The 22,894-nt window shown below is 66.0% G+C and carries 19 protein-coding genes; 4 read left to right on the forward strand and 15 right to left on the reverse strand.

Features of this window, described 5'->3' with window-relative positions; genetic code table 11:
- Window positions 1-42: 42 nt before the first annotated feature.
- From aroC to AC1DD3_RS07815, 9 genes are all read right to left on the reverse strand, one after another.
- Entirely contained in the window at window positions 43-1,242 is a 1,200-nt protein-coding gene (gene aroC, locus AC1DD3_RS07775; protein ID WP_230118002.1) for a chorismate synthase, read from the reverse strand.
- A 26-nt stretch (window positions 1,243-1,268) separates the two neighbouring features.
- A complete protein-coding gene (locus AC1DD3_RS07780) occupies window positions 1,269-2,129 on the reverse strand; it encodes a shikimate dehydrogenase (RefSeq protein WP_230118003.1) in 861 nt (286 codons plus the stop codon).
- Window positions 2,126-3,892 (reverse strand): endolytic transglycosylase MltG, encoded by a 1,767-nt coding sequence (gene mltG, locus AC1DD3_RS07785; protein WP_476881363.1) that lies wholly within the window; start codon window positions 3,890-3,892, stop codon window positions 2,126-2,128. The genes AC1DD3_RS07780 and mltG overlap by 4 nt, the downstream gene beginning before the upstream one ends.
- Window positions 3,889-4,488, reverse strand: coding sequence for a Holliday junction resolvase RuvX (gene ruvX, locus AC1DD3_RS07790; protein WP_230118005.1), 600 nt, complete (start codon window positions 4,486-4,488; stop codon window positions 3,889-3,891). Before ruvX ends, mltG begins: the two co-directional genes overlap by 4 nt.
- A 7-nt stretch (window positions 4,489-4,495) precedes the next feature.
- Window positions 4,496-7,174 (reverse strand): alanine--tRNA ligase, encoded by a 2,679-nt coding sequence (alaS, locus tag AC1DD3_RS07795; RefSeq protein WP_476881364.1) that lies wholly within the window; start codon window positions 7,172-7,174, stop codon window positions 4,496-4,498.
- Window positions 7,175-7,289: 115 nt separating this feature from the next.
- Window positions 7,290-7,520, reverse strand: a complete 231-nt coding sequence (locus AC1DD3_RS07800) for a DUF6167 family protein (RefSeq protein ID WP_230118007.1) — start codon at window positions 7,518-7,520, stop codon at window positions 7,290-7,292.
- An 18-nt stretch (window positions 7,521-7,538) separates the two neighbouring features.
- Window positions 7,539-7,913 (reverse strand): DUF948 domain-containing protein, encoded by a 375-nt coding sequence (locus AC1DD3_RS07805; RefSeq protein ID WP_230118008.1) that lies wholly within the window; start codon window positions 7,911-7,913, stop codon window positions 7,539-7,541.
- Between the two features lie 144 nt (window positions 7,914-8,057).
- Window positions 8,058-8,684: a 30S ribosomal protein S4 gene (rpsD, locus tag AC1DD3_RS07810; protein ID WP_230118009.1), complete on the reverse strand. Its 627-nt coding sequence runs from the start codon at window positions 8,682-8,684 to the stop codon at window positions 8,058-8,060.
- Between the two features lie 171 nt (window positions 8,685-8,855).
- Entirely contained in the window at window positions 8,856-10,358 is a 1,503-nt protein-coding gene (locus AC1DD3_RS07815) for a replication-associated recombination protein A (RefSeq protein WP_230118010.1), read from the reverse strand.
- Between the two features lie 62 nt (window positions 10,359-10,420).
- Here AC1DD3_RS07815 and AC1DD3_RS07820 point away from each other — a divergent pair, with 62 nt between their 5' ends.
- Window positions 10,421-11,095, forward strand: a complete 675-nt coding sequence (locus tag AC1DD3_RS07820) for an acVLRF1 family peptidyl-tRNA hydrolase (protein ID WP_230118011.1) — start codon at window positions 10,421-10,423, stop codon at window positions 11,093-11,095.
- 25 nt (window positions 11,096-11,120) lie between these two features.
- On the opposite strand, the gene AC1DD3_RS07825 is transcribed toward AC1DD3_RS07820, so the two are convergent.
- The 5 genes from AC1DD3_RS07825 to aspS form a co-directional block, all read right to left on the reverse strand.
- Window positions 11,121-11,444 (reverse strand): 2Fe-2S iron-sulfur cluster-binding protein, encoded by a 324-nt coding sequence (locus AC1DD3_RS07825; protein WP_476881365.1) that lies wholly within the window; start codon window positions 11,442-11,444, stop codon window positions 11,121-11,123.
- A gap of 9 nt (window positions 11,445-11,453) precedes the next feature.
- The gene (locus AC1DD3_RS07830) at window positions 11,454-12,743 is read right to left on the reverse strand and encodes an NAD(P)/FAD-dependent oxidoreductase (RefSeq protein WP_476881366.1); all 1,290 of its coding nucleotides are present in this window, start codon (window positions 12,741-12,743) and stop codon (window positions 11,454-11,456) included.
- Entirely contained in the window at window positions 12,736-13,995 is a 1,260-nt protein-coding gene (locus tag AC1DD3_RS07835) for a cytochrome P450 (protein WP_476881367.1), read from the reverse strand. Before AC1DD3_RS07835 ends, AC1DD3_RS07830 begins: the two co-directional genes overlap by 8 nt.
- Before the next feature lie 221 nt (window positions 13,996-14,216).
- Complete coding sequence (locus AC1DD3_RS07840) at window positions 14,217-14,987, reverse strand: IclR family transcriptional regulator (protein ID WP_230118015.1); 771 nt, start codon at window positions 14,985-14,987, stop codon at window positions 14,217-14,219.
- 543 nt (window positions 14,988-15,530) lie between these two features.
- Window positions 15,531-17,324 carry an aspartate--tRNA ligase gene (gene aspS, locus AC1DD3_RS07845; RefSeq protein WP_230118016.1) on the reverse strand — a complete coding sequence of 598 codons (1,794 nt, stop codon included), beginning with the start codon at window positions 17,322-17,324 and terminating at the stop codon, window positions 15,531-15,533.
- 100 nt (window positions 17,325-17,424) lie between these two features.
- On the opposite strand from aspS, the gene AC1DD3_RS07850 reads away from it, so the two are divergent.
- Entirely contained in the window at window positions 17,425-18,699 is a 1,275-nt protein-coding gene (locus AC1DD3_RS07850; RefSeq protein ID WP_230118017.1) for an APC family permease, read from the forward strand.
- A gap of 3 nt (window positions 18,700-18,702) precedes the next feature.
- On the opposite strand, the gene hisS is transcribed toward AC1DD3_RS07850, so the two are convergent.
- The gene (hisS, locus tag AC1DD3_RS07855) at window positions 18,703-20,055 is read right to left on the reverse strand and encodes a histidine--tRNA ligase (RefSeq protein ID WP_230118018.1); all 1,353 of its coding nucleotides are present in this window, start codon (window positions 20,053-20,055) and stop codon (window positions 18,703-18,705) included.
- A gap of 258 nt (window positions 20,056-20,313) precedes the next feature.
- On the opposite strand from hisS, the gene AC1DD3_RS07860 reads away from it, so the two are divergent.
- A complete protein-coding gene (locus AC1DD3_RS07860; protein WP_476875520.1) occupies window positions 20,314-21,114 on the forward strand; it encodes a peptidylprolyl isomerase in 801 nt (266 codons plus the stop codon).
- A 70-nt stretch (window positions 21,115-21,184) separates the two neighbouring features.
- The gene (locus tag AC1DD3_RS07865) at window positions 21,185-22,834 is read left to right on the forward strand and encodes a DUF349 domain-containing protein (protein ID WP_476881368.1); all 1,650 of its coding nucleotides are present in this window, start codon (window positions 21,185-21,187) and stop codon (window positions 22,832-22,834) included.
- Window positions 22,835-22,894: the final 60 nt, after the last annotated feature.

Raw genomic sequence — 22,894 nt, forward strand, 5'->3', positions numbered from 1 at the left:
TTGGCCGCTCCCCCGCGGCACAGGGTGTATTGCTGACGGGCACTAGCGTCCGATCGAGTCCAGCGACGCCGGAATGTTCTCGAGGTAGCCCCTGATGTTGCGGGCGGTCTCGGCCACGGAATCGCCGCCGAACTTTTCGGTGACGGCTTCGGCCAAAACCAGGGCAACCATGGCCTCGGCCACGACGCCGGCGGCAGGGACGGCACAGACGTCCGAGCGCTGGTGGTGGGCCTTGGCAGCCTCGCCGGTGCTGACGTCAATGGTTTTCAGGGCGCGGGGCACCGTAGCGATCGGCTTCATGGCCGCCCGCACGCGCAGGACGTCGCCGATGCTCATGCCGCCTTCAATGCCGCCGGCGCGGTTGCTGGTGCGGATGATCCGGCCGTCGGCGTCCTTGACGATTTCGTCGTGGGCCGCCGATCCTCGGCGGGCAGCGGTCAGGAATCCGTCCCCTACTTCCACGCCCTTGATGGCTTGGATGCCCATGAGAGCAGCGGCTAGGCGCGAATCAAGCCTGCGGTCCCAGTGCACGTAGCTGCCGAGGCCCGGCGGAAGACCGTAGGCGAGCACCTCCACCACTCCGCCGAGGGTTTCGCCTTCCTTGTGCGCGGCATCCACCTCTGCGACCATGGCGTCGGAGGTCTCGCGGTCGAAGCAGCGGAGAGGATCGGCGTCGAGCGCAATCACGTTTCCGGGAAGGGGCAGGGGCCTGCCCTCGGGCACCGTGACGCTGGCGATGGACACAGTGTGGCTCACGAGTTCGATACCCAGCTGCTTCAGGAACTGCGCAGCAACGGTTCCCATGGCGACGCGCGTCGCCGTCTCGCGGGCGCTGGCACGCTCAAGCACCGGCCGGGCCTCGTCGAATCCGTATTTCTGCATCCCGGTGAAGTCTGCGTGGCCCGGACGCGGCCGCGTCAACGGAGCATTGCGCGCCTGGTCTGCGAGTGTCTCGGCGTCCACGGGATCGGCAGACATGATCTGCTCCCACTTGGGCCATTCAGTGTTGCCGACCTGGACAGCGACGGGGCCCCCCTGTGTAATGCCGTGACGGACGCCGCCAAGGATGGTGACCACATCCTGCTCGAACTTCATCCGGGCACCGCGTCCGTACCCGAGGCGGCGTCGCGCCAGGGCATCGGCGATGTGCCCGCTGGTGAGTTCAACACCTGCGGGGACGCCTTCAATAATTCCGACCAGGGCCGGACCATGGGATTCACCGGCAGTCAACCAACGCAACATAGAATCCATCCTGCCATGTATGGCGGTCAGAACACGCGTCGGGGTGCCCCGACTGCGTCACACATCACATCTATGACTTCGGCGCTGGACGCATCCTCGCGGCCCGTGAAATAGCGGACCTGCTCAACGGCCTGGTAGAGCAGCATCTCCAGTCCAGGCACCACCGCTCCCCCGCCTTTTTGCCAGGCGGCGGCGATGCGGCTGGGCCAGGGGTCGTAGGCGACGTCGAGCAGCACGCCGCCCGTTGTCAGGCCGAGCTGCTCTAGCTCCGCAGCCATTCCGTCCGCCGCCCGTGGCGGCAGGGTGGAAATTACGACGTCGGCGCGCGCCATTGCGGCAACGGCGTCGGCCATGGGACGCACCGCGATGTCCAGGGCCAGCCCGCTGGCCGCGGCCCTCGCTTCCGCCGCCCTCGCCGTGTCCCTGACGTAGACATCAACGGACTTTGCGCCGAGTTCCTGGAGGGCGGCCACAGCGGCGGCTGCGGTTCCGCCGCCGCCAAGAACTACGGCGGCAGGCGCTTCGGCCGCACCGGCGTTGCGGAGGGCGTTGATGATCCCCGCCACGTCCGTGTTGTAGCCGATCCGCCGGCCGGAGGGGCCTTCGCCTTCGAACACAACGGTGTTAATGACGCCGAGCACGCGTGCCACGCCGCGGATTTCATCTACCTCTCCGACCATGGCCTTCTTGAGCGGCATGGTGACGGAAAGCCCACGCCAACCCTTTTCGGCACCCACAGAGGCCATGAATGCCGGCAGGGAATCCTCGGTCACGTCGATGGCGCTGTAGCCGATTTCCTCACCTAGCTTCGCATATGCGGCCAGGTGGAGAGCAGGCGATTTGGAATGGCCGATCGGATGCCCGAGGACGGCCGCCCGACGGCTCATACGCAACGGCCGGCATGCTCCGCACACCAGGCGTTGTACTGGTCAACATACTTGCTGTGCTCCGCCAGGGTCTTGGAGAACTTCGTCTCGTTGGTGTCCAGGTTGATGGTCACCCAGTACAGGTAGTCGTTGTCCTTCGGCTTGGCCGCTGCGTCGATGGCAGTCTTGCCCGGCGAGCCTATGGGACCCACCGGAAGGCCCTTGTTGGCGTAGGTGTTGTACGGGTTGGATTTGTCGGCCTTCTCGGACTCATCGAGCTGGAAGGTCTTCTTGCCCAGGCCGTAGGTAACCGTGGCGTCGGACTGGATCAGGCCGTTGGTTTCCGTGTTGGTCGGCTTGAGCCTGTTGTAGATTGCACCGGCCACGTCCTTGTACTCAGCCTGGCCGCCCTCCGCCTGCACGATGCTCGCGACCGTGACAGTGTCGTACTGCTTGGCCGGGTCCGTGACGCCTTGCGCTTTCAACTCGTCTTGCGTGCTCTTGACCAGCGCTTGGAGGATGTCTTTGGCAGTGCTCCCGACCGGGAACCTGTACTCGCCCGGGAACAGGAACCCCTCCAGGTTTTTCGCCTTGGCCGGAAGGCCGAACTGCTTGGGCGAATCACTGAGCGCCTTGAGCTGGGACACGGGAAGGCCTGAGCCCTCCGCAATGGCGTCCAGCGATTCATTGACCCTGAGCCCGGCGCTTAGTGCGAAGTACATGACCTTCGACTGCCCCACGTTGAGCAGGACGGCCACGGCGTCGGAATTCTTCATTTCCTGCTTGAAGTCATACTCGCCGGGAGCCAGGGTGCCGCCCGCAGCGGCCAGTTCAGATACGAACGTTTCCGCGTTGGCGACCACCTTCGCGTCCTCCAGCTTGGCGGCGACCGAGACGGGTCCTTCACCGGCCAGGACTGCGACCTTGACCTGGCCCGTGCCCGGGCCCGGATAGTCGGCGGGCTTGTCCGTGCCGAGCAGCGGCTTGAGGAACTGGGCGCCGACGACCGTGGCGGTGACGAAGAGTGCGAGCGACAGCAGAAGCGCCACAAGGCGGCGTCGGCGACGGACCTTCTTGGACGCACGCGGCACTGCTGTCACGCTTTCGGGGCTGCCGAGAAGCTGGTGCCCGACGGCCTCGTGTTCATACGGCTCGTGGTCCTCGTAGGTCTCGTGGTGCACGTACGTCTCGTGGTGCGCGTCGTGGTCGTGGTCGCCGTGCGTGTGGTGGTGCGCGTCGTGGTCGTGGTCATCGTGCACGCCGTGGTGCGCGTCGTGGTCGCCGTGCGTGTGGTGGTGCGCGTCGTGGTGTGACGCCGCGTAATCCTCGCCTGCAGGACCGGCATGGTGCGCAACGCCGTCAGCGTGGACGTCCGCTTCCGCGACGCCGCCATCGTCGTGGCTGGCCGGAGCCGGGCCAGCTCCTCCCGCAGGCGGCCGGATGGTGGGCGGAGCTGGCGGAACCATGGGAACCCCAACAGTCGGCGCCATCAGATCCGGGGCCACACCCTCCGGCGCAGTCGCGGGAGGCTGAACCCGCTCCTGGGCCGAAACTGCGGACGGGGCCGGAGCCGGTGCGGGAGATGCGGCCTGAGGGCGCTCCTGACCGCGCTCCGGAACGTCCGGCGTCGTATCGTTCACTGACTCGTAGGCCTGTTCGGGCACGAGGTCCCCGGAATCCGCCGTGAGGGACTTCTCCCGGGCACGGATTTCCTTGCGCGTCAGCGGCCGTCCGGCGTCCCTGAGGTTCCTGCCGGAGGAGTCGTCGCTATTGACCGGGCTCACTGTAGCCTTCCATCTTCTGAAGATTGCGTGTCTTTCTCCGGGACGGCCTGCACAGCATTAACCGCTGCGGCGTCTCCGGAAAGCCCCGGCTGAGAAAGCGCGCGTACGCGGCTTCCCACATCCGTTCCCCTGGCTTTTTGCATGTCGATGGCGTGCTGCAGAATTCCCGCAGCAGCAACCTGATCCACCACTTTACGGTGATTTTTGCTGCTCATGCCAGCTTCGTGAAGGTGGCGGTGTGCGGTTACGGTGCTCAGGCGTTCGTCGACGAGGTGCACGGGCACGTCCAGTCCGGCGCGAATAAGCTCCTCTGCCAGCAGCTCGGCATACTCTGTGGCCATGCGGGCGGAAGCATGTTCTTCACCCTTCATGGTCCTGGGCAGGCCCACAAAAATCTGCACCGCCTCCCGCTCCGCGGCAAGGCCGGCAATGACGCGCACGTCCGAATTCTTTTTGGGGTTGCGGTCAAGGGTTTTCAACGGAGTGGCCAGGATGGCATCACTGTCACAGATGGCGACGCCGACTCGGACGGTGCCAACGTCTACCCCCAGTTTGATTCCCCGGGGGTAGACGCCGGACGCTGCAGATGAGGTCACGGATTCGCTAGCGCCCGGTTACGGCGTCTACGACGGCCGACAGCGCGGCGCCGACCTTGGATGCGTCGGTGCCCCCGCCCTGGGCAACGTCGTCTTTGCCGCCTCCGCCGCCGCCCAGGATGCCGGCCGCGAGCCGTACCAGCGCACCAGCCTTGACGCCCGTTTCGCGTGCGGCCTCGTTGGTGGCAATGAGGATCACCGGGCGGTCGTTGCTGACGCCGGCCACGGCCACAGTGGAAGCAGCTGCTCCGAGACGGTTCCGCAGGTCGAGGGCCAGGCCCCGGAGGTCGTCAGCTCCGCCGATCTGCCCGGCGTCGTGCGCAATGACGCGCACGCCGGCGGCGTCCCGGGCGGTACCGACGAGCTGCGCGGCTGCGGCGGCGAGCTGCTCCTTGCGGAGCCGCTCGAGCTCTTTTTCCGCGGTCTTGAGCTTGGTCAGGGTAGTGGCAATCCGGTCGGCAAGCTGGCCGGAGGGCACCTTGAGCATTTCGGTCAGCTCGGTGACGAGGGCGCGTTCGGCGGCAAGGTGCCGGAAGGCATCCATGCCCACGAAGGCCTCCACGCGGCGGTTTCCTGACCCCACGGACTGTTCGCCGAGCAGCGACAGGCTGCCGATTAGCGACGTGTTTGAAACGTGGGTTCCGCCGCAGAGCTCACGGGACCACGCGCCGTCGATCTCCACGACGCGGACTTCGCTGCCGTAATTCTCGCCGAACAGCGCCATGGCGCCGAGGGCCTTTGCTTCAGCGAGGGGCATCACCTTGGTGTCCACCCGGAAGTTGTTCCGGATGGCCAGGTTGGACACTTCCTCGATCTCGGAGCGGGTGGCTGTGCTGAGGCCTTCGCCCCAGGCGAAGTCGAAGCGCAGGTACCCGGCCTTGTTGTAGGAACCACGCTGGGTGGCTTCCGGGCCCAGGATCTGGTGCAGTGCGGCGTGCACGATGTGGGTGCCGGTGTGTGCCTGCTCGGCGGCGTGCCGCCGCTCGCGGTCCACCGCTGCCCTGACCAGCGCGTCGGAGGCGATTTCGCCCTCACGCACGATCGCCTTGTGGACGCTCAGGCCCTTCACCGGCCGCTGGACGTCGAGGACCTCGACGACGAATCCGTCACCGGTGATCAGGCCCGTGTCCGCAGCCTGGCCGCCGGCTTCGGCGTAGAACGGCGTCTCGGCGAGGACCAGTTCGATCTCGTCGCCGGTGGCAGCCTGCGAGACCTTGCGGCCGGCGCTGAGGATCCCGCGGACCCGCGATTCTCCGTCGAGTTCGGCGTAGCCGGTGAAGACTGTCTCGCCCTCGGAGAGCAGTTCCTGGAAGGCGCTGAGGTCCGCGTGGGCCCCCTTCTTGCCCTTGGCGTCCGCCTGGGCGCGCTTGCGCTGTTCGAGCATGAGCTTGCGGAACTCGGGCTCGTCGACCCTGAGGCCGGCTTCCTCCGCCATTTCAAGCGTGAGGTCGATCGGGAACCCGTACGTGTCGTGAAGCGCGAACGCGTCGGCGCCGGACAGCGGACGGCCGGCAGCCTTCGACTCGTTGACGGCATCCTCGAGCCGGGCGGTGCCCGACGCGATGGTCCGCAGGAAGGCTTTTTCTTCCGCGTACGCGATGCGGCTGATGCGGTCGAAGTCGGTCGCCACGATCGGGTAGACGCCCTTCATGGCGTCACGCGAGGCGGGCAGGAGGTCCGGCAGGCAGGCTTTTTCGACGCCGAGCAAGCGCATCGAGCGCACGGCGCGGCGGATCAGGCGGCGCAGCACGTAGCCGCGGCCCTCGTTGGACGGCGTCACGCCGTCGGCAATGAGCATGAGCGCCGAGCGGATGTGGTCGCCGACAACGCGCATCCGGACGTCATCAGTGTGGTGGGGATCATCGACGGTTTCGGCGGAGGTGTACTCCTTGCCGGAGAGTTCGGCGGCCTTGTCGATGACCGGACGGACCTGGTCCGTCTCGTACATGTTCTCGACGCCCTGCAGGATCATCGCGAGGCGTTCCATGCCGAGGCCGGTGTCGATGTTCTTCTTGGGCAGTTCGCCCACGATGTCGAAGTCGTCCTTCGAGCGGACGTTGTCGATCTGGTACTGCATGAACACGAGGTTCCAGATCTCGACGTAGCGGTTTTCATCGGCGATGGGCCCGCCGTCCACGCCGTAGGCCGGGCCGCGGTCGTAGTAGATCTCCGAGCAGGGACCGGCAGGACCGGGCTGGCCGGTGTGCCAGTAGTTGTCAGCCTTGCCCATGCGCTGGATGCGGCTGGCCGGGATGCCGGTGTTCTTCAGCCACAGGTCCTTGGCTTCGTCGTCCTCTTCGTAAATGGTGACCCACAGGAGTTCCGGCGCAAGTCCGTAGCCGCCGTCGTCAACGCTGGTGGTGAGCAGTTCCCAGGCGAACTTGATGGCGTCTTCCTTGAAGTAGTCGCCGAAGGAGAAGTTGCCGCACATCTGAAAGAACGTGCCGTGGCGGGCAGTCTTGCCCACTTCCTCGATGTCGCCGGTGCGGATGCACTTCTGCACGCTGGTGGCGCGGGAGTAGGGTGCTTCTTCACGGGCGGTCAGGTAAGGGATGAACGGGACCATGCCCGCAACCGTGAACAGCAGGGAGGGGTCGCTGGAGACCAGCGACGCGGAGGGAACCGCGGTGTGGCCTTTGCTGACAAAAAAGTCCACCCAGCGCTTTGTGATCTCCTGCGACTTCATGAGCTGATTACATACCCTTCTTGGTTCACGCGTTCTGACGCGTGACAGTTTGATTCAGATAGCAGTTCCGGCGCTAACGCCGGACGCTGCCGTTTTAATTCTCTCGCGGCTGTGCCTAGCGGCGGACAACATCCTGGGACTCGACGCCGAGCGCGGTGCGCAGATCGGTCTCCCGCTCGCGCATGCCGGCGCGTACTGCGTCCGCGAAGTCGTAGACACCGTCGGCCAGCCGGCCCACAGCCCGGTTCAGGCCTTCCGGCCCCAGGTTCGCCTGCGCCTCGGTCACTTTGCGGAAAGCTATGACACCGATTGCAACGCCGATGCCCATCCAGACAAGTCTCTTCATTTCAGTTCTCCGGGTGGCTTAGCGGCTGCGGCGGCCGGCGGCGGGTTTCTTGCGGGCGGCTAAGGCGGAGCGCACGCCGTAACTGAAGGCGGCCACCTTGATCAGCGGGGAGCCAACGGTGGCTGCAACCAGCGAGGACAGCGCCGAAAGGTTCGCCGAAGCGTCCGAAACGTTCGAGGCGATGCCGTCCACTTTCTTCAGCTGCTGGTTGGTGGTGGAGACGGTAGCCGTGACTTCGTCCATGAGGGGCGTAGCGCCGTCGCTGATGGAACGGATCGAGGTCCGCACTTCATCGAATACCCGGCCCAGTTTGAGGATAGGGACAGCAAGCAACAGGACCAGGAGCGCAAATACCCCGGCCGCGATCAGGCCGGCAATATCGCCACCAGACATAGACGTTCATCTCCTTGAATCTCCGTGGAACGGGACATCGTGCGTGGCGGCAGCGTGCTGCAGCCGCGGATGTCCCCCAAGTACCTTACATACAAAGAAGCCCGCGGCGCTTGCCACGGGCTTCTTTGGGTACGCTGCCGAAATTTAGCGTGCGTAGAATTCGACGACGAGCTGCTCTTCGCAGGTCACGGGGACCTCGGAGCGCTTCGGGCGACGGACCAGGCGTGCCTGCAGGGCGTCAAGCTTGACGTCCAGGTAGGCGGGAACCTGGGGCAGGACGTCGCGGTGTGCGCCGGCTGCTGCAACCTGGAACGGAGGCATGGGCTCGCTGCGGCTGTGAACGTGGACCAGCTGGCCCTCGCTGACGCGGAAAGACGGGCGGTCAACGCGGATGCCGTCAACCAGGATGTGGCGGTGTACAACCAGCTGGCGGGCCTGGGCGATGGTGCGGGCGAAGCCGGCACGCAGCACAAGGGCGTCGAGACGCATTTCGAGCAGTTCGATCAGGTTTTCACCGGTCAGGCCCTTGGTGCGGCGTGCTTCTTCGAAGGCACGGGTCATCTGGGCTTCGCGGATGCCGTACTGGGCGCGCAGGCGCTGCTTTTCGCGCAGACGTACGGCGTAGTCGGAGTCCTGCTTCTTGCGGGCACGGCCATGCTCACCGGGGCCGTACGGGCGGCGCTCCATGTACTTGGCGGCCTTGGGGGTCAGAGCGATGCCGAGTGCACGCGAGAGGCGTGCTGTACGGCGAGCACGAGTGTTGTTAGCCACTTGTGTCCTTCCAATATCTGCGGTGTGTCAGTGTTACTGGCCTCCACGATGGAGAGCATCGGCCAACCGCTGCCTTTTGCTACTGGGCACAGGCATAACCTCATCAAATAGAAACTTTGGTGGATTGTGCGTCCGTGCCTTGCCAGACAACGATCAATCCTACCAGAAAGCTCACTTGCCCCGGATGATCTTCCGCAGTCGCTCAAGCCGCACAGCGATGTCACGCTCTGCGCCGTTGCCGGTGGGCTCGTAGTAGTCGCGGCCCACGAGATCGTCCGGAGGGTACTGCTGGCTGGCCACGGAGTGCGGGGCGTCGTGGGCGTACTTGTAGCCCAGACCGTGTCCCAGTTGCTTCGATCCCGGGTAGTGCGCATCGCGAAGGTGAGCGGGGATCCCGTTGCCCAGTCCCGCCCGGACGTCCGCAATGGCCTTGTTCAGGCCCATGTACGCGGCATTGGACTTGGGCGCCGTGGCCAGGTGGACCACCGCTTCGGCCAGGACAATCCTGCCTTCCGGCATGCCGATGAGCTGGACGGCCTGCGCGGCGGCCACGGCGGTCTGCAGGGCCGTGGGATCTGCCATGCCGACGTCCTCCGCTGCGGAAATCACAATGCGCCGTGCCACGAAGCGCGGGTCCTCCCCCGCCTCCAGCATCCGGGCCAGGTAGTGCAGGGCCGCGTCCACGTCGGAGCCCCGGATGGACTTGATGAACGCGCTGGTGACGTCGTAGTGCTGGTCGCCCGCGCGGTCGTAGCGCACTGCGGCCACGTCAAGGGCGCGTTCGGTGTGCCGCAGTTCCACCGCAACGGGCTCGACTGTGACCGGCGGGCTGGCACCGGCGCCGTCCGCGGAATCATCGGCGCCGTCGGAACTCTCGGAGGTGTCGACGTCGTCGGCGTCACCGAAGGCGACCCCGGCGGCCGCTTCGAGAGCTGTCAAAGCCCGCCGCGCGTCCCCTCCGGACAGCCGCACGAGGTGTGCCAGCGCCTCGGCGCTGAGCCTGACTTTGCCGCCGAGCCCGCGGACATCCTCAACGGCGCGCAGGAGCAGGCCTTCAATGTCGGTGTCGGTCAGCGGCCTGAGAGTCAGCAAAAGTGAACGGGACAGCAGCGGCGAGACGACCGAGAAGGACGGGTTCTCGGTGGTTGCCGCCACCAGCACCACCCAGCGGTTCTCGACGCCGGGCAGCAGCGCATCCTGCTGGGCCTTGTTGAAGCGGTGGATCTCGTCGAGGAACAGGACAGTGGTGGTTTTGTAGAGATCGCGGGCCGTCAGCGCATCGTCCATGACCCGGCGTACGTCCTTGACCCCGGCCGTGATGGCCGAGAGTTCCACGAACTTCCGCCCGGGTCCCCTGGCGATCACGTGCGCGAGGGTTGTCTTTCCGGTGCCGGGCGGACCCCAGAGGATGAGAGAGCTGGGGCCCGCGGGCCCGGTGGCGTCGGCACCGGCAGCCAGCTGGCGAAGCGGCGACCCCTGTCCCAGCAGGTGCTGCTGCCCCACCACGTCGTCCAGCGTGCGGGGCCGCATCCGGACGGCCAAGGGCCCGCGTGGCGAGGCAGTCCGGGACGGACCCTGCGCCCCTGCGGCCGGGCGGCTGCCAGCGCCGCCAGCCGTGGGCGAGTCGTCGCCGTCGTCGTCGTTGCCCTGCCCCGGGCCAAAGAGATCATCCACATAGATAGGCTACTCATAGATTCATCGGGCAATGTCCGGTCACGTACAGCAAGGATTCGGCAATGCCACAGAGCGGTTCACCGGGCGGACGTCCGGCACCGGCATCGCGGACCGCGTTCGTGTCCGGACCTCGGCTGGCCGGCTGGGTGCACCGCTTCGGCGCCAGCCACGGCCCGCTCCGGATTGAAGACCACGACGACGGCGTGCGGCTGCTCGCGGCCGACGGCGCCAGCGCACTGCTGCAGGCGCCGTGGCCGGACGACGGCCGGCCGGGGCGCGGCCCCGATCTGGTGGCCCGGCTGGCGTCGCTGGCGTCCCAGCCGCGCAGCATCGGCCTCCTTCTGGTCCGGCGTGGAGGCTATGGTGTCGCGGTCACCAGCGAAGGCCTGATCCGTACCTCCAAAACCGGGTCCAAATACGTTCAGTCCCGGACGGCCGCAGGAGGCCAGTCCCAGCAACGGTTCGCGCGGCGCCGTTCCAACCAGGCGGATGCGATGGTGGAGGCGGTCGCGGAACAGGCCCGGCAGGTCTTCAGCGGCCAGGTCTTCGAGTACGTGGTTCCGGGGGGCGACAGGTCACTGGCCGATCTCGTGCTCGATGAGCCTGCGCTGAAGGCCTACGCCCGGCTGCCGCGGCTGGCTTACCTCGATGTTGCCGATCCCCGTGCTGCCGTCCTGAAGAAGGCCGCCGCGGATGCCTGCTCCGTACGCGTCACGGTGACGGACCCGCCGGCATAGCCAGGCTGCCGCGACTGCGACGGCGCTACTCTTCGGGGGCCAGCGTGACGGTGACGCCGTCGAGGTCCTTGGTGAAGTCCAGCTGGCAGGAGAGCCGCGAGCCGGACTCCCGATAACCCTCGGCTTCGACCAGCAGTTCAATCTCATCCTCACTGCGCTCCCCCAGGGTGTCGAAGACCTCGTCCGCGAGGAATACGTGGCACGTTGCGCAGGAGGCGGTCCCACCGCAGGAAGCCAAGATGGGCAGGTCATTGTCCCTCAAGGCCTCCATCAGGGTCTGGTCCGGCTCCCATTCGAGGTCGCGGGACTTGCCTTCGCGGTCGACGACGGTCAGTTTGTTGTTGCTCATGGCGGTTCCTTAGATTCGGGCTGATACCAGGTCAGCGTCGGTAAGACTGGGGTCATTGGGAATGGTGTCCGTGAGGGGGATGCGGGGGTCCGCTGCCAGCGCCGGGTCGATCAGGGCTCCAGCGGCGATCAGTTTTTTGGCCGGCCGGAAGTCGGCAAGCCCAGCAACAGTGTCGACGGCGGCGAGGCGTCCGTCACGGAGATAGATGACTGCGAACTTGCCGACTGCGGGCGTGCCTCTGACGATGACGTCGTCGTCCGGGTAGCGAACGCCGGCGGTCTGCAGCCGTACGCCGTGCTGAACGGTCCAGAACCACGGGATTTCCGGCTCCGCCGGCTGCTGGCCGGTGATGTGCGCGGCCACCCGGTCGGCCTGGGCCTGCGCGTTCTGGATGCATTCGAGGCGCTGGCTGGTGCCGTCGACAGGGCTGGCGAAACGGGTGACGTCGCCGGTGGCGTAAATGGCGGAGTCCGACGTCCGGCCTTCCCCGTCCACGAGGATGCCATCCCGGCACTCCAGTCCGGCCTCCGTGGCCACCTCCTGGTTGGGAAGCACGCCGATACCTGCCAGCACGACGTCGGCCGGGTGGACGGTGCCGTCGGCCGTGACCACGCGCTCGGCCCGGCGCTGACCTTCAATCGCCGTAACCGCGGCACCAAAAACGAACCGAATACCGTTCTGTTCGTGGAGCTGCTCGAAGAAGCGGGAGACCGGTTCCGACGTCACCCGGCTCATCACGCGGTCCTGGAGCTCCAGCACCGTGACCTTGCATCCCCTCGCAGCAGCGGCGGCGGCAACTTCGAGCCCTATGTAACCAGCGCCGATGATGGCGACCCGCGTGCCGGCGACGAGAGCGCGTTTGAGGTCGAGAGCGTCTTCACGGGTCCGCAGGGCGTGGACGCCCGGGAGTCCGGAGCCGGGAACGGTGAGGGGGCGGGCGCGGGAGCCGGTCGCGACGACCAGGCGGTCGTAACCGCGGCGGCTGCCGTCGGAGAGCACCACGGTCCGGCTTTGCCGGTCGATGGCTTCGGCAGTGATCCCCGCCAGCCGTTCAATGCGCTTGTCCTGGTAAAACTTCTCCTTGCGCAGCACTGTGGACTCGTCCGGGGCGCCGGACTTCAGGAGTTCCTTGGACAAGGGCGGACGCTCGTAGGGCGTCTCCTTTTCGCCGTCGAGCAGGAGAATGCCCCCGACCCAGCCGCGCGTGCGCAATCCCGCAGCGACCGCGACCCCGGAATGGCCGGCGCCGACGATGATGACGGGCTGCCCGTTGTTGATTCCAGGCTGCAGATCAGGCACTGAACGACTCCAGTTCCACGTGAAGGTGCTCCGGCCCCGAGTTGGTCAGGTTGTTTCCGCGGACGTATTCGATCGGCCTGGTCGTATTCAGCGTCAGGGAGCCCAGCTTCGCGGCGAGGATCTCCACCGTCACCTTTGTTTCCAGCCGGGCCAGCGGTGCGCCAAGGCAGCTGTGCACTCCATGGCCGAAACCAAGGTGGCCGTCGGTGGTGCGGTCGATGTCGAAGGTCTCGCCGTCGGGGTACTTGCTGCTGTCCCGGTTCGCGGCGGCGGGCAGCAGCCGGACAATCGCCCCGGCGGGTATTGTCACCCCGGCTACCTCGACCTCCTCGGTGGTGATCCGGCTGGCCCGTTGCACCGTGCCGCGGTAACGGGCAAGTTCTTCGACGAACATGCTGGCGTCCGCCGGATCCTGCCGGATCCGGCCCAGCAGTTCCGGTTGTTCGCTGAAGACTCGGAACGCATTGGCCAGCAAAATGGTGGTGGTGTCATGTCCGGCGACGAAGACAAAGGCACAGAGTTCCTTGGCTTCCTTCTCGCTGAGCAGGCCCTCCTTCCACATTCTGGCGATGTGGCCGCCAACGGAGTCGTTTTCCTCGCGGTAGAGCCGCTCCATGGTGTCCTTCAGGTAAGCGAAGAATTCGAAGGTGCTGTGTTCGTCGGTGCCCGTCCCTTCGGCGTTGCGGGCGAGCCGGCCGAAGTAGCTGAACGTCTCGTCGGACCAGAACTTCATCTTCTCGAAGTCCGCGGCGGGGACGTCGAGCAGGGCACTGATGGTGGACATGCTCAGGGGGATCGCGTACTCGTCTACGGCATCGCCGCCCCCGGCAGCGATCATCGGGTCCAGGTATTTTTCGGCGTTTTCCCGGACGCGGCCCTCGAAGGCGGCGATTGCCTTTGGCGTGAAGGCCTGAGCCACCACCTGGCGCAGACGGGTGTGGTTGGGAGCATCGAACAAGGTCAGGAACGTCAGCGGAACCGGGTCCACAACCTGCGAGGAGAAGACTTTAGGGGCCCGCATGGCCTTACGGACGTCGTCGTACCGGGAGATGAACCAGACGTCTGAAACCGGCGAGGCAGCGCGGAGCACCGGGGCGTTGTCCCTGATCCATGCGTAGTGCGCGTAGGGATCACCCTGGGTTCCGTCGTCGACGACCTTGAACGGGGCCATACCCGCGGGCCAGCCCAGGTCATGGGAGTACGGGGGAAGCTCCGCCGTGGTGGCGCTTTGTTCTGTCGTTGCAGCAGACATCGTTGTCCTTCTTTCCGGGCCGTTCCGATCGATAGCACTGCAGACCGGCAGGTTCGATAGCGGTTGGATAATGGTGAAGCAGGATGATCCGCGGGCCGCCAGGAGGCGTAATCCCCGCCGAAAGTGCGGATTCGTGATCCACGTCTCACCAAGAATGCCTGCGGTGTCCCTGCGCGTCCCAGAGGACTTCCGTTCATCGGCTCGGATCGTTCAAAGCGCTTCTACCGACGCGGTACAGGGCTCATCGACTTCAGCGCGCGGGAAATGCCGTGGGCGGCCGTCAGGAGTGCCGGGACGGTGAAGGGAACGTCGGCTTCGTCGCGCGGAACGATCGCGTTCAGGGCTGCAGCAATCTCGTTGCCGGAACCGAAGACCGGCACGGCGATTCCGGTCCACTCCGTGACGCCGATCCCCGGGATGGCCACATAGCCTCGCTGCCGGATCTCCGCCAGGTGCTTCCGGATCAGCGCCGGATCGGTGATTGTCTCGGGGGTAACTTTCGCCAAAGGTGCGGCGAGAACCTCCTCCTGGACGGCAAGGGGCGAGAACGCGAGGAGCACTAGGCCTGACGATGCGGCATGCACCGGCATCCGCTGCGCGATGTGCGCCGCATTCAGCCGGGAATCCGGCGACGAGAGCCGCTCGACGTACAGCACGCTGCCGTGGTCCAGCACCGCGAGCGTCGTGTGCTGGTGTACGGTCGCCAGGACATCGTCCATGAACGGCAACGCCAGCTCCTGAAGGTTCAGCGCCCGCGAGCCACGTGCCGCAAGTTCCCACATCCGCATCCCAGGCCGGAGGCTTCCGTCGCCGAGCCGCTCGATCAGTCCGTGCTCGACGAGATCTTCCAGCAGGCGGCGCGTTGTGGTCAGCGGCAGATCCGCCCGGCGGGCGAGGCCGGAAAGCGTCATGGTCGGAAGATCCCGGTCGAATGCGCTCATGAGCCGCACGACACGGCTGATGACGGATTCACCTGTTGGGGAGTTTGCCATAGGTAAATTCTCCTACCCGCGCAGAGTCACGCCCGTGTCGCATCCGTTCATCGGCAATACTGTGGTTCCCGTCACATCACACTGGCACTCTGGCTGGAGCGCGGCCGCCAATACAGGCGGCGCCCGTAAAAATGCCTGCGCTGAGCGCAGTCAGGAAGGAGATGCCAGTGTCCGCACTTACTGGCCCTCAAACGCCGCCCGTGCAAACGTGGCCAGAATTTGACGCAGCTGCCGGAGAAATGCCGGTGCAGTCCCCCAACCATCACGAACTGGCCGCCTGGCCTTGGTTCGGTCTCCACTGCCCGAGTGAGACGGCCTAGCAGCCGGAACCGGCCCCTCCTGAGAGGGGCCCGCCGATACACTCACCCGTGTCGTGGCGCTCCGGGGCAGGCCACGCCGCGTCCATCAGCATTTTCAGCGTGGGCAAGGGGATCGGATACGCCACGGTTTCCTTTTGCAGAGAGACACCAACTGTCGAGAGACGCCAACGGCTCCCTGGAATTCCAGGGAGCCGTTGGCGCGGGCGCCGGCGGTGCCGGCCGCCTACTTCTGTTCGGGTTTGGCGGCCTCGGCCTTCTTGGCCTCAGCCTTGAAGTCGACGCCGGCTTCCTTGCGCTGCTGCGGCGTGATCGGCGCGGGAGCCTGGGTCAGCGGGTCGTAGCCGTTGCCGGTCTTCGGGAAGGCGATAACGTCGCGGATGGACTCCACTCCCGCCATCAGGGCGACCACGCGGTCCCAGCCGAAGGCAATGCCGCCGTGCGGAGGTGCACCGAACTTGAAGCCTTCCAGCAGGAAGCCAAACTTAGTCTGCGCATCCGCACGGTCCAGGCCCATCAGCTCGAAGACCCGTTCCTGGACGTCGCGCTCGTGGATACGGATGGAGCCGCCGCCGATTTCGTTGCCGTTGCAGACGATGTCGTACGCGTAAGACAGGGCCGACTCCGGGTCCTTGTCAAACGTGTCGAGGAATTCGGGCTTGGGGGAGGTGAAGGCGTGATGGACGGCCGTCCACTTGCCGGCACCCACGGCCACGTCGCCGGAGGCCACCGCTGCGGCGGCCGGTTCGAACATCGGTGCGTCCACCACCCAGCAGAACGCCCAGTCAGTGGGGTCGATCAGGCCGGTGCGGTGGCCGATTTCGACGCGTGCCGCACCGAGCAGTGCGCGGGACGGGGTCTTCTCGCCGGCGGCGAAGAAGATGCAGTCACCGGGCTTGGCGCCTACGGCGTCGGCCAGGCCGGCGCGTTCGGTCTCCGTGAGGTTCTTGGCCACCGGACCGGCGAGCTCGCCGTCTTCCTTGAACAGGACATATGCCAGTCCCTTTGCACCGCGCTGCTTAGCGAATTCCTGCCAGCCGTCCAGGGTACGGCGCGGCTGGGAGGCGCCGCCGGGCATGACCACGGCACCGACGTAGGGCGCCTTGAAGACGCCGAAGTTGGTCTCCTTGAAGAACTCGGTCAGCTCGGTCAGCTCCTGGCCGAACCGCAGGTCCGGCTTGTCAGAGCCGTAGCGGGCCATGGCGTCCGCGTAGGTGATGCGCTGAATCGGCGTCGGGATTTCGACGTCGATCAGCTTCCACAGCGCCTTCACGATGTTTTCGCCCAGGGAGATGATGTCGTCCTGGTCGACGAAGCTGGCCTCGATGTCCAGCTGCGTGAACTCCGGCTGGCGGTCCGCGCGGAAGTCTTCGTCGCGGTAGCAGCGGGCAATCTGGTAGTACTTCTCGAAGCCGCCCACCTGCAGCAGCTGCTTGAAAAGCTGCGGCGACTGCGGCAGCGCGTACCAGGATCCCGGGGCCAGGCGGGCGGGGACCACGAAGTCGCGGGCGCCTTCCGGCGTCGAACGCGTCAGTGTGGGGGTTTCGATTTCAACGAAACCCTCCTTGTGAAGGAGTTCTCGGGCCACGCGGTTGGCCTCGGAGCGCAGGCGGAGGTTGCGGCTGGGGCCCGGGCGGCGGAGGTCAAGGTATCGGTGCTTCAGGCGTGCTTCCTCCCCCACTTCCACGTGCTCATCGATCTGGAAGGGCAGCGGGTCCGCGGTGTTGAGGATAACCACCTTGTCCGCCATGACCTCGATCTCGCCGGTGGCCAGCGCCGGGTTCTCGTTGCCCTCGGGGCGCTTGGACACCGTGCCGGTCACCTGCAGCACGTACTCGTTGCGCAGGCCGTGGAAAACCTCTTCTTCGCGGACCACAACCTGCGCGACGCCCGAGGCGTCACGCAGATCGACGAATGCGACACCACCGTGATCACGACGGCGGCCGACCCAGCCAGCCAGGGTTACGGTTTGTCCAATGTGCTCGGAGCGAAGGGATCCGAGGTCATGTGTGCGCAGCACAGCATTCCTTTCAGAAGGAAGACAGAAACGAAGTTGAATTAGGATCGTTGCGGGAACGATCCCGTCCGAGTTTACCCGTTGGAAAGGTCCCTGCCCCGCCATGACCAGGCATGAGCAGCTGCAGCGCAGGCTGGGTGTGTTCGACGCGACATCGATCGGACTCGGATCCATGCTTGGGGCCGGTGTCTTCGTGGTTTTTGCCCCCGCTGCCGGCCTGGCCGGAAAACTGCTCGTTGTTTCCATCGTCATCGCCGGGGCGGTCGCCTATTGCAACGCTGTGGCGTCCGCCCAGCTCGCGGCCAAGTACCCGCAAAGCGGCGGCACGTACATTTATGGCCGCCGGCAGCTGGGCGAATGGCCGGGGTTCCTCGCGGGATGGGCTTTTGTGACCGGCAAGACAGCCTCCTGCGCCGCCATGGCCCTCACGTTCGGGCAGTATGTCGCGCCGGGCTACGCCACGCCTGTAGCCGTCGCCGCGGTGACGGTGCTGACCGGCATCAATCTGCTGGGCATCACCCGGACGGCATTGCTGACGCGCATCCTGCTGGGCCTTGTGCTGGCCACCCTGGCCTTTGTTGCCGCGGCGGCCATCATCGGTCCACATCCTGCTGGTCCATATCCTGCCGGTGCTGTGTCCGCGGCGGATGTCGGCAGCGCCTGGGGCATCCTTCCCGCCGCCGGCCTGGTGTTCTTCGCGTTTGCCGGGTATGCACGGATTGCCACCCTCGGCGAAGAGGTGAAGGATCCGGCGAGGGTGATCCCTCGGGCCATCCTGGGCGCCCTCGCCGTGGCGTTTGCCATCTACCTGGGTCTGGCAGTGCTGCTTCTGGCCCACCTCCCGTTGGCACAACTGGCCTCATCGGCGGCCCCGCTTCTCGAAGCCGTGACCCACTCGCGGCTGGCTGCCGGCGCCCCCTTCGTGCAGGGCGGAGCTGCCGCCGGGTCCCTCGGAGCACTGCTGGCGCTCATTACCGGGGTAGGGCGCACGGCGATGGCCATGGCCCGGGAACGTGACCTGCCGGGTCCGCTTGCCCGGATCGGCGGACGCCACACGGTGCCCTTCGCCGCCGAACTGGCCGTGGCCGCCGTCGTGGTTTTGCTGTTGCTGACCAGCAGCGTGCTGACGGTGGTGGGTTTCTCCAGCTTCGGCGTACTCGTGTACTACGCCGTGGCCAATGCAGCGGCCTACACGCTCCGGGAGCGTCCCGGGCACGCACCGAAATGGCTCAATGCTGCCGGACTCGTGGGCTGCCTTGTCCTGGCCTTCACGCTGCCGCCGTCATCGGTCCTGGCCATGGCCGGCGTGTTGGCGGCGGGGGTCGCCGCCCGTGCGGTGGCGCTGCGGCTGCGCCGGAGGCTAGCCAGCAAGCGCTGACCGCTATTCAGGCGACACGCCGGTGACCTGGACGTGCAGGTCCTCGTCCGACGGCGTCCACGTCGCCGGATCGGCGTCGACCTGCACACCGGAGCGGATGTCCTTGACCTGGTGTTTGCCGTCGTCGTCGGTGAACCAGACAAACGGGATGCCGCGGCGGTCAGCAAACTTGATCTGCTTTCCGAACTTCTCGGCCTTGGCGGCGACTTCCGTGGCGATGCCCCGGCTGCGCAGCTGCGTGGCGACGTCCTGGGCCTCCCCCCAGGTGTCGTCGGCGTTCAGCGCGACCAGCACCGCCGTGGGCACGGAGCGGGAGGCCTTCGCGAGGTCCTGGCTGAGGATGCGCGAAACCAGCCGTGTGACCCCGATGGAGAGCCCGACGCCGGGGAACTTCCTGTTGCCTTTGCTTGCGAGGGCGTCATACCGGCCGCCGGAGCAGATGGACCCGAGCTGCTCGTGGCCCACGAGCACGGTTTCCACCACCGTGCCGGTGTAATAGTCCAGCCCTCGGGCGATGCTCAGATCGGCGACAACCTTGCCCGGAGCGCGCTTCACCGCCGCCTCGATGACCTGCTCAAGCTCATCCAGGCCCTCCTCGAGGAGCTCATTGCTCACGCCCAAGGAACGGACCTGCGCCACAAAGGACGTGTCCTCGGTCCGGATGCCGGCAAGCTTCAATGCCGCCTGAACCTGGTCATCCGTGGCGCCCAGCTCGGTCTTGAGGAGTTCGGCCACTTTGTCCGGGCCGATCTTTTCCAGCTTGTCGATGCTGCGGAGCACGCCGGCCGTGTCCGCCAGGCCGACGCCGCGGTAGAAACCTTCGGCAAGTTTCCTGTTGTTAATGCGGAGGCGGAAGTCCGGAATGGGGAGGGCGCCCAGCGCCTCGGCGATGACCAGCGCGATTTCGACGTCATAACGGAAGGGCAGGTCGCCGTCCCCCACCACGTCGATGTCTGCCTGGGTGAATTCGCGCGCGCGGCCCTCCTGCGGGCGCTCACCACGCCATACCTTCTGGATCTGGTAGCGCCGGAACGGGAACGCGAGATAGCCGGCGTTCTCCACGACGTAGCGCGCAAACGGAACCGTCAGGTCAAAGTGCAGGGCAAGTGCGTGGGGATCGTGCTTGCCTTTGCCTTCTTCGCCTTCGTCGTCCTGAAGCCGGCTGAGCCCGTATACCTCTTTGTCGATGTCGCCTTTGCGCAGCAACTGGCCCACGGTTTCAACCGCGCGCGTCTCAATGGAGGAAAAGCCATGGAGTTCAAAGGTACGCCGCAGGGTGTCCAGGACATGCTGCTCCACCAGCCGTTCCTCGGGAAGCCACTCGGGGAATCCGGACAGGGAGGCTGTGCGTGCCATGGTGGAGTTTCTCCTCAGGTAACCGACGACCGGAGTCCGCTGCGCAGTATTCCACGTCGCCATTTGGATCAAAAAGCGGCGGCAAGGGCGGGAGTCCAAGCTGTCATGCATAAACTATGTGCGGCAGTCAGTTTATGCTTTCGGCGCCGGCATCTCTAATGCGGCCGCCGGACCGTATGCTCTGCCGCTGTGCAGTTGCAGCCGGGGATGCCTTAATCGGGCGGCCCTGGCCGGCAGCCCGATCAACGAGGAGGACCTGTGGCGGCCAGTCCACGCGAAACGCGTGAAGCCAAGCGGCGCATCCAGCAGATGGAAGCCAAGCGCGAGCTTCGACGGGACCAGGAGAAGCGGCGAAGGCGGGACAACCTGATTGCGGGCGGCGCCGGAGCGGCGGCGGTGATACTCGCCGTCGTGCTTCAAATGGCGGTTTTTTCCGCAAACCCGACCGAAGAAGAGTTCGCGGCCGCGGAAGCAGGGCTGAACTCCCCCTCAGCTTCGACGTCCGCCGCGGCCACCAACGCCCCCAACATCCCCAAGCCGGAATCGGCCGCGGGCAAGGTGTTCACTGGCGCGCTGAAACTCAACCGCGGAAGCCTGGGCGTCCAGCTGGACGGTACCAAGGCGCCGCAGGCCGCCGCCGTCTTCAAGTCCCTTGCCGGCTCGGGCTACTACCAGGGCGTCAGCTGCCACCGCCTCACCATCGCGGACAACTTTGGCGTCCTGCAGTGCGGCTCCAAGACCGGAAACGGGCAGGGTGACCCGGCCTATACCTGGGGTCCGCTGGAAAACACTCCGGCGGACAACAAATACCCGGCCGGCACCATCGCGGTGGCCCGCACCGCCGGAAATGCCTACGGCAACGGCACCCAGTTCTTCATCGTGTACAAGGACACGGTAATTCCAGCCGACGCCGCCGGCGGTTATACGGTGGTGGGCAAAGTGACCTCGGGGCTGGATGTAGTCACGAAGATTGCGGCCGCGGGTCTTAAGAAGGGCGAAAACGCCACCGACGGCGCGCCTGCGGAACCAGTCACGATAGACTCGTTCTCTCTGAAGTAAGAAGCCCGCGTCCCAGGCGGCCAACGGTGTATTACGAGAGTATTTTCCTCCAAGCGAAAGACTTTTAGCGGTGACAGACAGTCAGAAATCCGACGAAACAGCAGCAGCAGACCTGACCGAGGTTCCGGCCCCTCCGGCCGAGCCCGCGGAGGCAGCTGCCGAAGGTACCCAGGCAGAAGAAGCACAGCCGGAGAGCGCAGAGACGGAGGGGGCTCCGGCCGAGGAAGCACCTGCTGAAGAGGCGGCTGCTGAGGCGGCCGAGGAAACCGCAACTGAGCAGCCCGCAGCGGAGGAAACCCCGTCTGAGCAGCCAGAAGCTGAGCAGCCCGTCGAAACTGAGGCAAGCGCTCCTGCTCCGCATCCCGTGCCGGCTCCCCGTCCGGCGCCGTCACCTGCAGCATTCGCTGCACGCCCCAAGGCAGGCCCCGCAGCCAACGTGGTGCCTGTTGCCGCGCCTTCCGCCACATCGCTCGCGGAAGCAGCCCGCTGGGGCCGGGTGGAAGGGGACGGTCACGTCTTCCTGACCATCGACGGCGAGGAACACCCTGTTGGTCAGTACCCCGATGTCAGCAACGACGAGGCCCTCGCCTACTTCGCCCGCAAGTATGACGACATCGTGGCCCAGATTGTCCTGCTGGAACAGCGGGTTGCCTCCAAGGCGCCCACTACGGACATGCAGAAGACCGTTACGCACCTGCGCGAGCAGCTCGCTGAGCGGAACATGGTGGGAGACATCCGCGCCGCCGAAGGCCGTCTGGACACGCTGTCCACGCAGATCACCGAACTCGAAAAGACCGAAAAAGCCCAGCATGACGCCGTCCGGGCAGCCGAGCTTGCCGCCCGGGAGGCCATCGTCGCCGAGGCCGAAGCCATTTCGGGAACCGATCCGGCGCAGATCCAGTGGAAGACTTCCAGCGCCAGGATGAACGAGCTGTTCGAAAGCTGGAAGACAGCGCAGAAGAGCGGCATCAGGCTGGGCCGGAGCAATGAGGACGCACTCTGGAAGCGGTTCCGGGCTGCCCGGACGGTTTTTGACCGTCACCGCCGTGCCTACTTCTCCCAGCTGGACAGCAACAACTCGGCCGCCAAGTCCGCCAAGGAAAAGCTAATCACCGAGGCGGAAGCGCTGTCCTCGTCCACCGACTGGGGATTCGCCGCCGGCGAATACCGCCGCCTCATGGACGAGTGGAAGGCATCACCACGCGCCAGCCGCAAGGACGACGACGCTCTCTGGGCCCGCTTCCGCGCCGCCCAGGACGTTTTCTTTACCAACCGCCAGGCTGCTAACGATGAGATAGACCAGGAATACGCCGCAAACCTGAAGGTGAAGGAAGCCCTCCTCGAGGAGGCCAACACTATTCTTCCCGTCAAGGACCTGGGCGCCGCCAAGAAGGCTCTCCAGTCCATCCGCGACCGCTGGGAGGATGCCGGAAAGGTGCCCCGCGCGGACATGGGACGCATCGAAGCCGGTCTGCGCCGGATTGAGGATGCCGTCCGCCAGGCCGAGGACGAAAACTGGCAGCGGTCTAACCCCGAAACCAAGGCCCGCACGAACAGCGCGCTGAGCCAGCTAGAGTCGGCAATCGCCGGACTCAAGGACGACCTGGTGAAGGCAGAGAAGGTAGGCGACCAGCGCAAGATCAAAGCCGCCCAGGAAGCCCTCGACGCCCGCCAGGCCTGGCTCGACCAGATCCAGCGGTCGGCCAGCGAGCTTTCCTAGTCAGTTTCTTGCAGGCCCCGCCCCGGTTATCCACATAGCCGGGTCGGGGCCTGTCCTCGT

The sequence above is a fragment of the Arthrobacter sp. 05T444 genome (assembly GCF_056395905.1).